At 52.2% G+C, this 15,096-nt stretch carries 10 protein-coding genes and 3 tRNA genes; 12 read left to right on the top strand and 1 reads right to left on the bottom strand.

Annotation, left to right across the window (positions count from 1 at the left end):
• Nucleotides 1-24 precede the first annotated feature (24 nt).
• The 5 genes from A9165_RS00290 (at nt 25) to metH (ending at nt 6,488) form a co-directional block, all read left to right on the top strand.
• Nucleotides 25-525 (top strand): CinA family protein, encoded by a 501-nt coding sequence (locus A9165_RS00290; protein WP_008607284.1) that lies wholly within the window; start codon nt 25-27, stop codon nt 523-525.
• A 57-nt stretch (nt 526-582) separates the two neighbouring features.
• Nucleotides 583-1,629 (top strand): recombinase RecA, encoded by a 1,047-nt coding sequence (recA, locus tag A9165_RS00285; protein ID WP_008607285.1) that lies wholly within the window; start codon nt 583-585, stop codon nt 1,627-1,629.
• A 247-nt stretch (nt 1,630-1,876) separates the two neighbouring features.
• On the top strand, nt 1,877-2,800 hold the full coding sequence (gene metA / locus A9165_RS00280; RefSeq protein ID WP_065954535.1) for a homoserine O-succinyltransferase: 924 nt from the start codon (nt 1,877-1,879) through the stop codon (nt 2,798-2,800).
• On the top strand, nt 2,800-3,867 hold the full coding sequence (locus tag A9165_RS16730) for a homocysteine S-methyltransferase family protein (RefSeq protein WP_141686125.1): 1,068 nt from the start codon (nt 2,800-2,802) through the stop codon (nt 3,865-3,867). Before metA ends, A9165_RS16730 begins: the two co-directional genes overlap by 1 nt.
• On the top strand, nt 3,867-6,488 hold the full coding sequence (gene metH, locus A9165_RS00275) for a methionine synthase (protein WP_141686124.1): 2,622 nt from the start codon (nt 3,867-3,869) through the stop codon (nt 6,486-6,488). The genes A9165_RS16730 and metH overlap by 1 nt, the downstream gene beginning before the upstream one ends.
• On the opposite strand, the gene A9165_RS00270 is transcribed toward metH, so the two are convergent.
• Nucleotides 6,485-10,054 carry a hybrid sensor histidine kinase/response regulator gene (locus A9165_RS00270; protein ID WP_065954534.1) on the bottom strand — a complete coding sequence of 1,190 codons (3,570 nt, stop codon included), beginning with the start codon at nt 10,052-10,054 and terminating at the stop codon, nt 6,485-6,487. The genes metH and A9165_RS00270 overlap by 4 nt on opposite strands.
• Before the next feature lie 191 nt (nt 10,055-10,245).
• Between A9165_RS00270 and A9165_RS00265 the strand changes: the two genes are divergently transcribed.
• The 7 genes from A9165_RS00265 to A9165_RS00235 all read left to right on the top strand — a co-directional run bounded on the left by A9165_RS00265 (nt 10,246) and on the right by A9165_RS00235 (nt 14,863).
• Nucleotides 10,246-10,989, top strand: coding sequence for a hypothetical protein (locus tag A9165_RS00265; protein ID WP_039925065.1), 744 nt, complete (start codon nt 10,246-10,248; stop codon nt 10,987-10,989).
• A gap of 2 nt (nt 10,990-10,991) precedes the next feature.
• Nucleotides 10,992-11,438: a regulatory protein RecX gene (locus A9165_RS00260; RefSeq protein WP_065954533.1), complete on the top strand. Its 447-nt coding sequence runs from the start codon at nt 10,992-10,994 to the stop codon at nt 11,436-11,438.
• Nucleotides 11,439-11,458: 20 nt separating this feature from the next.
• Nucleotides 11,459-14,080, top strand: a complete 2,622-nt coding sequence (gene alaS, locus A9165_RS00255) for an alanine--tRNA ligase (RefSeq protein WP_065954532.1) — start codon at nt 11,459-11,461, stop codon at nt 14,078-14,080.
• 125 nt (nt 14,081-14,205) lie between these two features.
• Nucleotides 14,206-14,406, top strand: coding sequence for a carbon storage regulator CsrA (gene csrA, locus A9165_RS00250; protein ID WP_008607295.1), 201 nt, complete (start codon nt 14,206-14,208; stop codon nt 14,404-14,406).
• Between the two features lie 160 nt (nt 14,407-14,566).
• Nucleotides 14,567-14,656: transfer RNA gene (locus tag A9165_RS00245), tRNA-Ser, on the top strand.
• Nucleotides 14,657-14,667: 11 nt separating this feature from the next.
• Nucleotides 14,668-14,744 (top strand) — tRNA-Arg (locus A9165_RS00240).
• 42 nt (nt 14,745-14,786) lie between these two features.
• Nucleotides 14,787-14,863 (top strand) — tRNA-Arg (locus A9165_RS00235).
• Nucleotides 14,864-15,096: the final 233 nt, after the last annotated feature.

The raw sequence follows: 15,096 nt of genomic DNA, 5'->3' as shown, positions 1-15,096 counted from the left end.
CTAACACTTCCTGTTGGATCAAATATGACAGCGGAAACAACAAGCTTAGCGCTTGCCACTGAACTAGGGCAGCTATTATTACGGAAAAAAGCCAGTATCACCACTGCAGAATCCTGCACCGGTGGTGGGGTTGCCTACTGGCTGACCGCAGTAGCCGGCAGCTCAGCCTATGTTGACCGCAGCTTTGTTACCTACAGCAATAAAGCCAAGCAGCAATTGTTAGGGGTGCGCAGCGCAACGCTATTACAATATGGCGCTGTCAGTGAGCAAACGGTAGCCGAGATGGCCAGTGGCGCAGCCCAGGCGGCGGGCGCCAGCATTGCGCTTGCCATCTCCGGCATTGCCGGCCCTACCGGTGGCACGGCAAAGAAGCCGGTCGGTACCGTCTGTTTCGGTTTTAGTATCGACGGGACTGTCAGCACTCAGCAATTGCATTTTGCTGGCGACCGGCAGCAGATCCGCCAGCAGGCGATTGAACATGCGCTCAGACAATGCATCTTGTTATTGACAGCCCCAACAAACTAGACTACTGTATGCTCATACAGTTGTTAAAGGCTTAACCTAATTTCTCCGGAGCGACCAATGGACGACAACAAACAAAAGGCATTAAGTGCGGCACTAAGCCAGATTGAACGCCAGTTCGGTAAAGGTTCTATTATGCGGCTGGGCGACAGCACTGCCCTGGATATTGAAGCGGTATCCACCGGCTCACTGGGGCTGGATATTGCACTGGGCATTGGCGGTTTACCTTATGGCCGGATTGTGGAAATTTATGGTCCTGAGTCCTCCGGTAAAACCACCTTAACGCTGCAGGTGATTGCCGAAGCACAGCGTAGCGGTAAAACCTGTGCTTTTATCGATGCCGAACATGCGTTGGATCCGGTGTATGCGAAGAAATTAGGCGTGGATGTCGATAAGCTGTTAGTTTCTCAGCCAGATACCGGTGAGCAGGCACTGGAAATCTGCGACATGCTGGTGCGTTCTGCCGCCGTAGACGTGGTGATCGTGGACTCGGTCGCCGCCTTAACGCCGAAAGCAGAAATTGAAGGTGACATGGGTGACAGCCATATGGGTTTACAGGCCCGCTTAATGTCACAGGCACTGCGTAAACTGACTGCCAATATCAAACGCTCCAATACCCTGTGTATCTTTATCAACCAGATCCGGATGAAGATCGGTGTAATGTTTGGTAACCCGGAAACCACCACCGGCGGTAATGCGCTGAAATTCTATGCCTCAGTACGTTTAGATATCCGTCGTATTGGCTCGGTAAAAGAAGGCGATGAAATTACCGGTAACGAAACCCGGGTTAAGGTAGTAAAAAACAAAGTAGCTCCGCCATTCAAACAAGCTGAATTTATTATTCAGTATGGCGCCGGTATCAACAAACTGGGTGAGCTGATTGACCTGGGCGTACAGCAAGGCTTAGTTGATAAGTCTGGCGCCTGGTACGCTTATCAGGGCAATAAGATTGGTCAGGGTAAAGCTAATGCCATGAAGTTCTTGCAGGATAACCCTGCGGTGGCAGATGAAATTGAAAAAGAGCTGCGGGCGCGGCTGTTATTAAAGCCGGGCGAAGCCGTCGCTACTGACGATGTGATGGAGATGCCAGAGCCGGAAGAGCTATAAGTCTTTACCACAGCGTCTCAGTTTTCAGGACTCCGGTAGCGAAATGCACCGGAGTTTTGTTTTTAGCGGGATTAACTCAGACCTTAGCCACCACTTTACAGCCGTCGACAGACGGCTGTTGCTTTTCTGGCATAGTACGGCATAATACGCCTTATTTAGACGTCTAAACGTATAGAAGTTATCAGGGGTGCCAGCTGACTAACCAGACTCAGGTTCAGTATGGTGCTAGCCACAGGCGGAGCCAGCTATGCCTATTAAAGTGATTGACCAGTTACCTGCAGTAGAAGCCTTATCAGCAGAAAATGTCTTTGTAATGACCGAGAGCCGGGCGGCAGCCCAGGATATCCGGCCATTACGGATCGCGATTCTGAATTTAATGCCCAATAAAATTGTGACTGAAATTCAGTTACTACGTTTATTAGCGAATAGCCCGCTGCAGCTGGATATTGAGCTGATCCGCATCGATGATCATGTCAGTAAACATACACCGGAGAGCCATTTAAACTGCTTCTATCGTTACTTTTCTGATGTGCAGGGGCAGAAATATGATGGTCTGATTATTACCGGGGCGCCGCTGGGGCTGGTCGATTACGAAGATGTCACCTACTGGCAGCAGTTTGGTGAGATCCTGCGCTGGGCGGATACCCATGTTACCTCGACGCTATTTTTATGTTGGGCCGCCCATGCTGCGCTGTATCATTACTACGGCTTACAGCGGGAAATTCGCGGCGAGAAATTATCCGGTGTTTACTGGCAAGACGTAGTACAGCCGTTGAGCCCGCTGCTGCGCGGCTTTGATCAGCAATTTCTGGTGCCGCATTCGCGTTATGCGCAGGTGCCAAAACAAAAATACCAACAGCATGATGATTTGCATATCCTGGCTGAGGCCGATGTCACCGGAGCCTATTTGCTGCAAAACAGCAGTGGTAGCCGGATCTTTGTTACCGGGCATCCGGAATATGATCTGACCACGCTGGATGATGAGTATCAACGTGACCTGGCGGCCGGTTTGGCGCCGCGTTTACCGGAAAACTACTACCGGAATAATGATCCGGCCCAGGGGCCGCTAAAATTATGGCAGGCGCACGCCTTTTTATTATTCAGTAACTGGTTAAACTATTATGTTTACCAGGCTACGCCCTTTGACCTGAATCAGATAGGCAACAGTTAATGACAAAGCTTCGTTTAACGCCACAGCAACTACGCCAGCTGCTGGCCTCACGTATTTTGGTGCTGGATGGCGCTATGGGCACCATGATCCAACAGCACCGCCTGGATGAAGCCGGTTATCGCGGCGCGGAGTTCGCGGATTGGCCGTGCGATCTCAAAGGTAACAACGATTTGTTAGTGCTTACTCAGCCGGAACTTATTGCCGATATTCACCGGCAATACTTGCTGGCCGGGGCGGACATTATTGAAACCAATACTTTTAACGCCACCACCATTGCGATGCATGATTATCAGATGGCGCACCTGTCAGAGCGGATCAATCGTGAGGCGGCGGCACTGGCGCGGCGGGTTTGTGACGAAGTCACAGCACTGCAACCTGACAAACCCCGTTTTGTCGCCGGTGTGTTAGGACCTACTAACCGTACTGCCTCGATTTCGCCAGACGTTAACGATCCGGGGTTTCGCAATGTCAGCTTTGATGAGTTAGTGCTTGCTTACAAGGAATCGACCCGGGCGCTGATTGCAGGTGGCGCCGATATTATTATGCTGGAAACCATTTTCGATACGCTGAATGCCAAGGCCGCAGCCTTTGCCGTGTTGGAGGTGTTTGAAGAGCTGCAGCTGGAGTTACCGGTGATGATTTCGGGTACCATCACCGATGCCTCGGGCCGCACGCTGTCCGGCCAAACGACCGAAGCTTTTTATTATTCGCTGGCGCATGTCAAGCCGGTGACCTTTGGCCTGAACTGCGCGCTGGGGCCGGATTTGCTGCGTCCTTATGTCGAAACCCTGGCCACCATTTCCGAAGCTTATGTCTCGGTGCATCCCAATGCAGGTTTGCCGAATGAGTTTGGCGAATATGATTTAGGCGCTGAGGCGATGGCAGCAGAAATTGCTGATTGGGCCAAACAGGGCTTTTTAAATATCGTCGGTGGCTGCTGTGGTACCACGCCAGAGCATATTAAAGCCATTGCCGAAGCGGTAAAAGATGCGCCGCCGCGGCAACCAAAAGCGGCCGATCATAGTTTTCATCTGGCCGGCCTAGAAGCCTTTGCGGTGGAGTGGTAATGCAACAGCAGGCAAGATTTATCAATATCGGCGAGCGGACTAATGTTACCGGCTCGGCGAAATTTAAAAAACTGATATTAAAAGGCGATTTCGAAGCGGCGCTGGATGTGGCACGGCAACAGGTTGAAAACGGCGCCCAGATCATTGACATCAATATGGATGAGGGGATGCTGGACAGCAAGGCTGCTATGGTGCGCTATTTAACGCTGCTGGCAGCAGAGCCGGATATCGCCCGGGTGCCGATTATGGTCGACTCCTCGAAGTGGGACGTGATTGAAGCGGCGCTAAAGTGTATTCAGGGTAAGGCGGTAGTGAACTCGATTTCGCTGAAAGAAGGCGAAGCGAGCTTTTTACAGCAGGCAAAGTTGTTGCGCCGCTATGGCGCGGCTGTGGTGGTGATGGCGTTTGACGAGGTGGGGCAAGCTGATACCAAGGCCCGAAAAGTCGAAATCTGTCAACGCGCTTACAAGATCCTGACTGAGCAAATTGGTTTTCCGCCTGAAGATATCATTTTTGACCCCAATATTTTCGCGGTGGCGACCGGTATTGAAGAGCACAACAACTACGCGGTGGACTTTATTGAGGCGACCCGTGAAATCAAGCGCCTTTGCCCTTATGCCAAGATTTCCGGCGGTGTATCCAATGTGTCGTTCTCGTTTCGTGGTAACGATCCGGTGCGCGAAGCCATCCACTCAGTATTTCTATACCATGCTATTGCGGCCGGTATGGATATGGGCATCGTTAATGCGGGTCAGCTGGCGGTGTATGACGATATCCCGCCCTTGCTCAGGGAGCGGGTAGAGGATGTGATTCTAAATCGCCGTCCGGATGCCACCGAACGCTTGTTAGAGATTGCTGCGCAGTTTAAAGGCGATGGCAGTGTCGCCGAGAAAGTGGATGATGCCTGGCGCAGCCTGCCGGTAAATAAACGGCTGGAGCATGCGCTGGTAAAAGGCATTACCGATTTTATCGAGCAGGACACCGAAGATGCCCGGCAGCAGGCAGAGCGACCACTGCATGTGATTGAAGGCCCGCTGATGGATGGCATGAACGTCGTCGGCGATCTGTTTGGGGAAGGCAAGATGTTTCTGCCGCAGGTGGTCAAGTCAGCACGGGTGATGAAAAAAGCTGTTGCTTACCTGCAACCCTATATTGAGCAGGAGAAAGCCGGTGGCCGGGCGCAGGGTAAAATCCTGCTGGCAACGGTAAAAGGCGATGTGCACGATATCGGCAAAAATATCGTCGGCGTGGTGCTGCAGTGTAATAACTTTGAGGTTATCGATCTGGGTGTGATGGTGTCCTGCGCGGAAATTCTGCGGGTAGCTAAAGAGCAGCAGGTTGATGTGATTGGCTTATCGGGTTTGATTACGCCGTCGCTGGATGAGATGGTGCATGTGGCGAAAGAAATGACCCGGCTAGGGTTTAGCGTGCCGTTGTTGATTGGTGGTGCCACTACCTCTAAAGCGCACACTGCAGTTAAGATTGCGCCGCATTATGCGCATGGCGTGGTGTATGTGCCTAATGCTTCGCGTAGCGTCTCCGTAGTGCAATCCTTAATCAGCGCCGAACATAAACCGGCCTATCTGGCACGGGTGGCAGAGGAATATCGTATTGCGGTAGAGCAGCACCAACGCAGCCGGCCTGGTGAGCGGATGCTGAGTCTGGCCGAGGCACGGCAGAATAAATTCCATCTGGATTTAACGAAAGTAGCGCCAGCGCCGAAACAGCCTGGTGTACATTACTGGCAGCAGGTTGATTTACAGGTACTGCGCGACTACATCGACTGGACACCGTTTTTCCTGACCTGGCAGCTGTCTGGCAAGTTTCCGGCGATTTTGCAACATGCTGAAGTTGGGCTGGAAGCGCGGAAGGTGTATCAGGATGCCAATGCGCTACTGGATCAGATGATCAAAGAGAACCTGATTAGTGGTAAAGCGGCCTTTGGCTTTTTCCCGGCCAACAGTGATGGCGATGATATTATCATCTACCAGGATGACAGCCGCACCACCGAGCGCTGCCGCCTGCATAATCTGCGACAGCAACTGGCGCTACGGAATAATGCGCCGAATTGTAGTCTGGCAGATTTTGTTGCCCCTGTTGGCTCCGGCATTGCGGACTATGTGGGTGCCTTTGCGGTGACGACCGGCTTTGGTGCTGATGAGCTGGCGGCGCAGTATGCGGCAGCACATGATGATTACAATAGCATTATGGTCAAGGCGCTGGCCGATCGTTTGGCCGAAGCGCTGGCAGAGTATCTGCATTTAAAAGTCCGGCGCGAATATTGGGGTTATGCCGCCAATGAACAGCTGGATAATGAACAACTGATCCGCGAGCTGTATCAGGGGATCCGACCCGCGCCCGGCTATCCGGCCTGCCCGGAACATACCGAGAAAGGCACCTTATTTCAGCTATTGGATGTGCCGGCGCAAATTCAGATGCAGCTCACCGAAAGCTATGCCATGTGGCCGGGTGCTGCGGTCAGTGGCTGGTACTTCGCCCACCCGGACAGCAAGTATTTTGCCGTCAGTAAAATCGACCGCGATCAGCTGGCGGATTACGCACAGCGCAAAGGCTGGAGCGAGCAACAGGCCGAAAGCTGGCTGGCGCCGAATCTGCGCTAGCGCAGAAACTTGGTCAGCTGTTGCTGCAGACTGGCAAGACTGAAAGGCTTGGTCAGCATATCATCAAACTGCAGCTGACCTTGCCGTTCTCCCAGTTGCACTGCTGTATGGCCGGTGACAGCGATCACCGGCAGCTGCTGCCGCCCTGGCAACTGACGGATCGCCTGCAAGGTTTGATAGCCATTCATCGCCGGCATCTCAATATCCAGCAGCACTAAAGATACCTGCTGTTGCGCTAGCAGCAGCAGCGCCTCTTCGCCGCTGCTGGCAACCAGGCAGGGATACCCCAGTTTATCCAGCATCAGTTTCAGTAATTGCTGATTGTAATAGTTGTCATCGACGACCAGCAGTGGGTTGCCGTCATAGGGTTCAGCGCTAATCAGCGATGGCTCCGCAGGGGCTTCGCTACTGTGAGGATTGGCCGCAGGCAGTTTTGCCTTGCTAAAGTAAGCCGTAAAGCTCACCGTCGTGCCGACACCGGGTTGGCTTTGCAATTGGATCTGGCCGTGCATCAGCTCAACCAAACGCTTACTGATTGCCAGTCCAAGACCAGTGCCCCCATACTGACGGCTAATACTCTGATCCCCCTGATTAAAAGCCTGGAACAGCTGCTGTTGCTGTGTCTCACTAATGCCGATACCAGTATCGGCCAGGCTGAACAGCAGACATAGCCGCTCGTCAGAGGTGGTCAGCAGGCTGATTGTCAACCGGATAGCGCCACGTTCAGTAAATTTAACCGCATTGCTCAGCAGATTAATCAACACCTGACTCAAACGCAGTGGATCACCAACCAGCTGTGCTGGCAGATCCGGCGCCAGATTCAGTTGCAGTGGCAGTTTTTTGTCGGCTAACTGCGCACTAAACAAGGTAACGACCTGCTCAATACAGTCCTGTAATTTAAACGGCAGTTGCTCCAACTGAATTTTTCCGGCTTCGGCTTTAGAGAAATCCAGTAGGTCATTAATAATGCTGGACAGTATTTTTCCGGCATTACGGATCCGCCCCAGATACAGTTGCTTATCGCTAATGGCTTTGCTCTGCTGTGCCAGTTCAGCAAAACCCAGTACGGCATTAAGCGGCGTGCGTAATTCATGGCTGATATTGGCCAGAAACTGACTTTTGGCCTGGGTAGCTGCCTCTGCCCGCCGTCGTGCTGCCTCCAACTCCGATAAGGTTTGCTGTAAATGTTCGGTACGCTGGGAAACTAGGGCTGCCAGACGCTGCTGCTCACGCAGCAGGCTATGAGTGCGCCACTTCATTAACAGCATCATTGACAGCACAAACAGCAGCGCGAGTGCAGCATATAGCCAGCGACTTTGATACCAGGGCGCGAGAATACGGAAATGCAGGGCATCGGCACTACTGATCTGGCCGGCAGCATTGCGAGCCCGGATCTCAAAGCGATACTCGCCGGGTGGCAGATTGGTGTAGTCGCGATAGGGCTCTAAGCTCCAGGCCGACCAGCTGTCGTCATGCCCGAACAGCCTGACTTGCAACTGCTCTGCCTGCAGGTGATCAAAGTTCGGGCTGCTGTAACTAAAACGCAGGTTATTTTGCTCTGGTTGCAAGCTGAGTCCGGCGGGAACCGGTCCACCATCATAGAGTCGCTCGCCATCACTGCTGGTCAACTGCCGCAGTAACGGGGGCTTTGGTTGCGGGGCCTGAAACTGATCGGCGACAAAGCGGAAAATACCTTCGGCGCCACCAAACCACACTAATTGTTGATCAAGCAGGATGGTATCCAGCGGAATATCCGCCAGCGGCTGTAAGCTGCTGGTTGTCCATTGATAGCTGCCATCTGCTTTGGGCAGGGCAACACCGGCATGGCGGGTGCCGGCGGTATTATCCCAGATTAACATCCAAAGCCGTCCGGCGGCATCCATCAGGGGATCGCGGATCCATGGCTGTTCGCCACTGAATAAAGCGCCAAAGGTTGGATCTAAACGAAATTGGCTCTCATTAGCGTGGAACCGAAATAAGCCCCTGACCGTGGCAAAATACAACTGATCATGTAACAGATGCACACTATTCCGATTCAGACTGGGCAGACCATGGCTTTTATCATAATGGCTCAGTGATAATGGCACTGAACTGCCTCCCTGCCACTCGGCTGGTAACTGCAAACGATAAAGGCCGTGTGCCAGGGTGCCAAGCCAGAGTTGGCCATCCGGCATTTCGACGATAGAATTTAAGTTACCGTGCACGCCGGGTACCTTACCTTCATCCCGCCATTCGCCGTCCTCCAGACGCATAGTGGCTAAGCCATCTTGCAAGCCAATATACACCCGTTCTGGCACCAGCTGTGAGCGAACCAGCACTTTTGATGCCAGTTCTGAGCGTCGGATCAGCTCCGGGCCAGTTGGTTGCAGCCGGTAGACACCACTATTAGTGGCGGCCAGCAATTGCTGCTCAAAACTCAAAAAATCCCAGCTTTGTTGCCGTATCGGTTCAACCCGTCTGAAGTAGGCGTCCAGATTATCGGCTTGCTCCAGCCGGAACAGGCCCAGGCTGGTAGCGGCATAAAGATGTTGTTGGTGACGGTGAATTGCAAAGACATTACCCTCTAAGCCTCTGGCACTGTTAAAAACCGATAGAGCTGAACCCAAGGCAATGCGGGCTAAACCATGATCCAGTGCCAGCCAAAGCCCGGCCTGATGATCCTGCGCCATGGCCCGCACATTTTGATCATGTAAGCCGGAGGCCTTGGTGATCCGATCTACCAGCCTTCCCTGACGATCCAGAATAAACAGGCCGCCGTGCACGGTACCGATAGCAAAATGGCCATTTTGCAGCGTTAAGCCACTGTAAATTTCAGCCTGTTGCAGTTGTTGGTCAACGGCGGTTGCCCATGGACTGATCTGACCGTCTCGCCAGAGAAAGAAACCGTGGTCGCGGGTACCAATTAATAGTGTTTGTTCGTCAAAGGCTTCGAGAAAGAACACTGCCTTGTCGCGGAAAAAGTCACCGTTTGGCAGTGGCACAAACCCCTGATCCTGCCATTGCAGTAACCCCTGCTGCTGATCGCGGATCAGCAAACGTTGTTGAACCCAAAAGGCTTTCAGAAAGGCGCTGTCGGTAGTCCAGATACGAAACTGTTGCTGCTGCCATTGCAGCACATATTGGCGACTGATAAAAAAGACCCCATCCGGGGTAACAAAGGTTTGCCGCACGTCCTGAAAATCGCGGTAGCTCTCGGGTAGCTCAGCTGTCAGCGAGACATAATGCCGGCCACCGCTCTGCGGTGCCGTCAGATAACCGACCTCCCCTTTGGCGCCAACATAGATGCGTTCATCTGGTGCCAGGGCTAGAGAGCGGGCAACTGATTTATTAGCGGTTTGAATGGTGCGCCAGTTTACGCCATCGTATTCGAGGATGCCGACGTTATTGGCAACATAAATTAAGCCAGAGCTATCCTGCAGTAATGCCCAATTCTGGGTTCCCGCTGCGTAATCTTTGGGCTTGAAGTTCTGGAGCAGCGGGATGCCCTGGCTATGTAGTGGGGCGGCATAGCCACTGGACACAGCGCCAATAAAGAGCAGCAGGCAGATCAGCAAAGTGCGCAACAAGATGAACTCCGTTTCTGTGAGCAACAAATCAACAACGGCATCTTAACGCTTATCGCCGGTGCTGTCAGCCCGCGGGCCGGATTTCGGTCTTTAGCCGGCTTTTTCCACAGAACAGGCTCTTAATTGTGCAGCGTTTGCAGTATGATAGCGCTATTTTTCGGCGCGACGCTGAACTAAACTGTGGAGCAAGAGTGGAAAAGCCGTTTCAGATAAAATTGATTATCAGACGCTTACCGGCCAATGCGGCTATCGGCTGGATTAAGCAGGCCTGGGAAATCTTTAAACAATACCCACTGGTGTTTATTCAAATGCTGTTGCTGACCTTCGTCTTCACATTTCTGGCGGCACAATTTACGCTGACTTTTATCATTGCTGTTTTTGCCAGCCCCTTTCTGACGGCCGGGCTCTATGGCGCCATTGTTGGCGTTCAGCAACAGCAAAAAATTGACATTATGTGGCTGTTTAGGCCGTTTCAGCAGGCGTTTTGCCGGCAAGTCCTGATTATGATCGCGGCGTTGAATTTTCTGCTCAGTGTGCCGCTAATGCACTTCCGGGAACATCTGTACACTGCGATGGTGAATGCCCAACAAAGTGGTGAGCAAGAACCCTTGTTACTGCTGCAGATGATTTTGTTAGTCGCCGGCTTGTTAATTACGACCATGCTGTTTGCCTATGCCGTTGCTATTGCTTACTTTTTGAAAGAACAACGGGTGTTATTAATTTTACAGGCCAGTTTTCTGGCATGTTGGCGCAATATACCGGCGCTGTTGTTATTTGGCTTACTCAGCCTGGGTTTGTTATTGTTAACGGTACCCACCATGTTACTGGGGTTAGTCGTCGTGGTGCCGCTATTGAACATTGCGTTCTTTCTGTCGTTTAACGAATTGTTTGCGTTAAAACTGGCGGCGGGCAAGGACGCAGTGCTGGAGGTCTGAGTATGGACACGCTGGCAACCTGGCGAAAAACCGCGATCGGTTGGTTAAGCCGCCGGGAGCATAGCCGGGCAGAGCTGAAACAAAAGCTCCTGCAAAAAGGCGCTTCAGGCGCAGAAGCTGAGACAGTACTGGACTGGTGTCAGCAGCAAGGCTATCAGAATGAACAGCGTTTTCTGGAAATGCTACTGCGCAGTCGCTGTCGCCAGGGCTATGGCTATCAGTACATTCAGCAGGAAGCTCGGCAGCATCAAATCACCGCAGCTGAGCTGAGCGCGCTGGCGGAGCAATTGGAAATAGATTGGTGGGCCCTGGCCGAAGCCGCCTATCAGAAAAAATTTGCTGATAAAGCGATTGCTGATTATCAGGATAAAATGAAGCGTATGGCGTATCTGCAGCGTCGCGGTTTTAGCAGCGAGCAGATCCGTGCTGTGTTAGGTAATAATAGCTGATTAATTAAACAGGATTTTTCATGAGTATGACATCCGCCGCAATCCGGCAAGCCTTTTTAGACTTCTTTGCCAGTAAAGCGCACAGCGTAGTGCCAAGCAGTTCGCTGATCCCCGGCAACGATGCCACCCTGTTATTTACTAATGCTGGCATGGTGCAGTTTAAAGACGTGTTTCTGGGCCAGGATCAGCGCAGTTACAGTCGTGCTGTCTCCGCACAGCGCTGCGTGCGCGCCGGTGGTAAGCATAATGATTTAGAGAACGTCGGTTATACCGCCCGTCACCATACCTTTTTTGAAATGTTAGGCAACTTCAGCTTTGGTGATTATTTTAAACAGGATGCGATTCGGTATGCCTGGGAGTTTTTAACCGAGGTAGTAAAACTGCCGAAACAGCGGTTACTGGTCACTGTCTATGCCACGGACGATGAAGCCTACAATATCTGGTTAAATGAGATTGGCGTACCCGCTGAGCGGATTATCCGCATTGGTGATAACAAGGGTGCACCCTATGCCTCAGATAACTTCTGGGCGATGGGAGATACCGGCCCTTGTGGTCCTTGTACTGAAATTTTCTATGACCACGGCGACCATATCTGGGGTGGCCCGCCGGGCTCTGCGGAAGAAGATGGCGATCGTTTTATCGAGATCTGGAATATCGTCTTTATGCAGTTTAACCGCCTGGCCAGCGGTGAAATGCAACCCTTGCCAAAACCCAGTGTCGACACCGGTATGGGGCTGGAGCGGATCGCCGCCATTTTGCAGCACGTACACAGCAACTACGAGATTGATACCTTTGTTGCGCTGATCAAAGCCGCAGCTGAAGCCACCGGTGCTACCGATCTGACAGACAAATCGCTGCGGGTGGTGGCTGACCATATTCGCAGCTGCGCCTTTTTAATTGTCGATGGTGTGATGCCATCGAATGAAGGTCGTGGTTATGTACTACGCCGGATTATCCGCCGCGCTGTGCGTCACGGTAATAAGCTGGGTGCCAAGGGCGCCTTTTTCTATAAGTTAGTCGCTGCTTTGGCTGCTGAAATGGGTGATGCATACCCTGAACTGCGGGCGAAACAGGCGATTATTGAAAAAGCGCTGCAACAGGAAGAGGAGCAGTTTGGCAAAACGCTGGAGCGGGGCTTACAGATCCTGGATGAAGAGCTGTCGGGCCTTGCCGGCACAGAAATTCCGGGCGCGCTGGTGTTTAAACTGTACGATACCTACGGCTTCCCGGTAGACCTGACCAATGACGTGGCACGTGAGCGTGGCCTGAGCATTGACCAGGCGGGTTTTGATGCCGCCATGGCTGAGCAGCGCAAGCGGGCGCAGCAAGCCAGTAACTTTGGTCTGGACTATAATCAGCAACTGACATCAGCGGTACAAACCGGCTTTACCGGTTATACCGAGCATTTTGTTAATGCCAGAGTACAGGAAATTATCAAAGAAGGTCAGCAGGTTAGCCATTTAGCAGCAGGAGAAACAGGCCTGGTGATCCTGGATAGCACGCCGTTCTATGCCGAATCAGGTGGTCAGATTGGCGACACCGGTAGCTTTAAGCTGCAGAACGGTGCTGTGTTAGCGGTGCTGGATACGCAAAAGATTGCCAAAGCCTTTGCCCATAAGGTTGAAGCGAGTAGCGAGCTAAAGGTCGGTGATCAGGTTGAAGCGACTATTGATCTGGCGCGGCGCAATGCCATTCGTAAAAATCACTCGGCAACCCACTTATTACATGCTGCCTTGCGTAAAGTACTGGGTGAGCATGTGACCCAAAAGGGCTCGCTGGTTGGCCCGGAGCGGCTGCGCTTTGACTTCTCGCATTTTGAAGCGGTAAAACCCGCTGAGCTGCAGCAATTGGAGCAAATGGTTAACGAACAAATCCAACTGAACCTGCCACTGCTGACGCGCGTAATGCCTATTGAAGCGGCGAAAGCAGCCGGCGCCATGGCGCTGTTTGGCGAGAAGTATGACGACGAAGTGCGGGTACTGAGCATGGGCGAGTTCTCAATTGAACTCTGTGGTGGTACACACGTCGAACGCACAGGTGACATTGGTTTCTTTAAAATTGTCAGCGAAGGCGGTATCGCCTCGGGCGTGCGGCGGATTGAAGCCGTCAGTGGCCCGGCCGCCATTCAGTACTTGCAGCAGTTAGATCTGCAAATCAGCCAGGCCGCCAGCTTGTTAAAAGGTGATGCCTTTAGTCTGGCCGAGCGGGTACAGCAAACGCTGGACCGCAGCAAACAGCTGGAAAAAGAAATCGAGCAGTTAAAGGCCAAGTTGGCCAGCTATGCCGGAGCTTCATTAACGGCGAATGTGCAGCAAGTGGGTGAGGTTAAGGTGCTGGTGCAACAGCTGGAACAAACCGATCCCAAAGCACTGCGGACTCTGCTGGATGAGCTGAAGAACAAACTTGGTTCCTCAGTGGTGTTACTGGCCACCGTGAATGATGACAAAGTCAGTTTAATTGCTGGCGTCAGCAGTGATTTAACTGCCAAGGTACATGCCGGTCAATTGGTTGGCTGGGCAGCAGGTCAGCTCGGCGGTAAAGGCGGTGGCCGGCCAGATATGGCGCAGGCTGGTGGCACCGATACTGCAGCACTACCGGCCGTATTAAAGGCGGCATTCGACTATATTAGTGAGCGGCTGTAAGCGGTTAACGGTATAATCGGATATAAGAAAAGTTTTAAATACACTGGCGCTGAGCTATGATTCAGCGCTAATCTTATAACAGCACAGAGACAGAGCTCTGTGGTGACAGGCAAAGGAGCAATCGCATGCTAATTCTGACGCGTCGAGTGGGTGAAACCCTGATGATCGGTGACGAAGTAACCGTTACTGTACTGGGTGTAAAAGGTAATCAGGTACGGATTGGCGTTAATGCGCCGAAAGACATTTCAGTTCACCGTGAAGAAATTTATATGCGGATCCAAGCTGAAAAAGATACCAATGGCGGTAATTTCAGCGAAGGTGAATAAGCCTCGTCCTGTATTTCATTAGTGTTAAAATCGTCATTTTGCCGCTTTTAAGTCAATTAAACAGCGAATTGCTTAAAAGCTCGGCAAACACACTGTACGTTTCTAAAAATAGTTTGACTTATTTTCCTGAGACATTAATATACACGCCGCAACACAGCGCGGAGATGTGGCCGAGTGGCTGAAGGCGCACCCCTGCTAAGGGTGTATAGGGGAAACTCTATCGAGGGTTCGAATCCCTCCATCTCCGCCATTTCTCGGAATGGACGCGTAGCTCAGCTGGATAGAGTACTCGGCTACGAACCGAGCGGTCGGAGGTTCGAATCCTCCCGCGTCCGCCATCCGAGAGAAGAAGCGCTGTTATTGTAAGATGCAAAGTTTATGGACGCGTAGCTCAGCTGGATAGAGTACTCGGCTACGAACCGAGCGGTCGGAGGTTCGAATCCTCCCGCGTCCGCCATATTCGTAAGAAACCCACTAAGGTTAACGCCAAAGTGGGTTTTTTATTTTCAGCTCAATGCTAAATAGACGCGGGAGGTGAGAACCTCCGTTAGGTTCGACCAATTTGCCGGGAGCAAATTGGGACAGCTTCAGCTGGCCCGCAGGGCAGGCGGCAGGATAGCCGCCTGCAATCCCCGCGTCCGCCATATTCGTAAAAACCCGCTAAGGTGAAAACCTAAGCGGGTTTTTTAT

It is taken from the genome of Alishewanella sp. HH-ZS (assembly GCF_001704375.1).
Lineage (GTDB): Bacteria > Pseudomonadota > Gammaproteobacteria > Enterobacterales > Alteromonadaceae > Alishewanella > Alishewanella aestuarii.
Note: the sequence above shows the minus strand (reverse complement) of the source record. Positions and strands in the feature narration are given on the sequence as shown.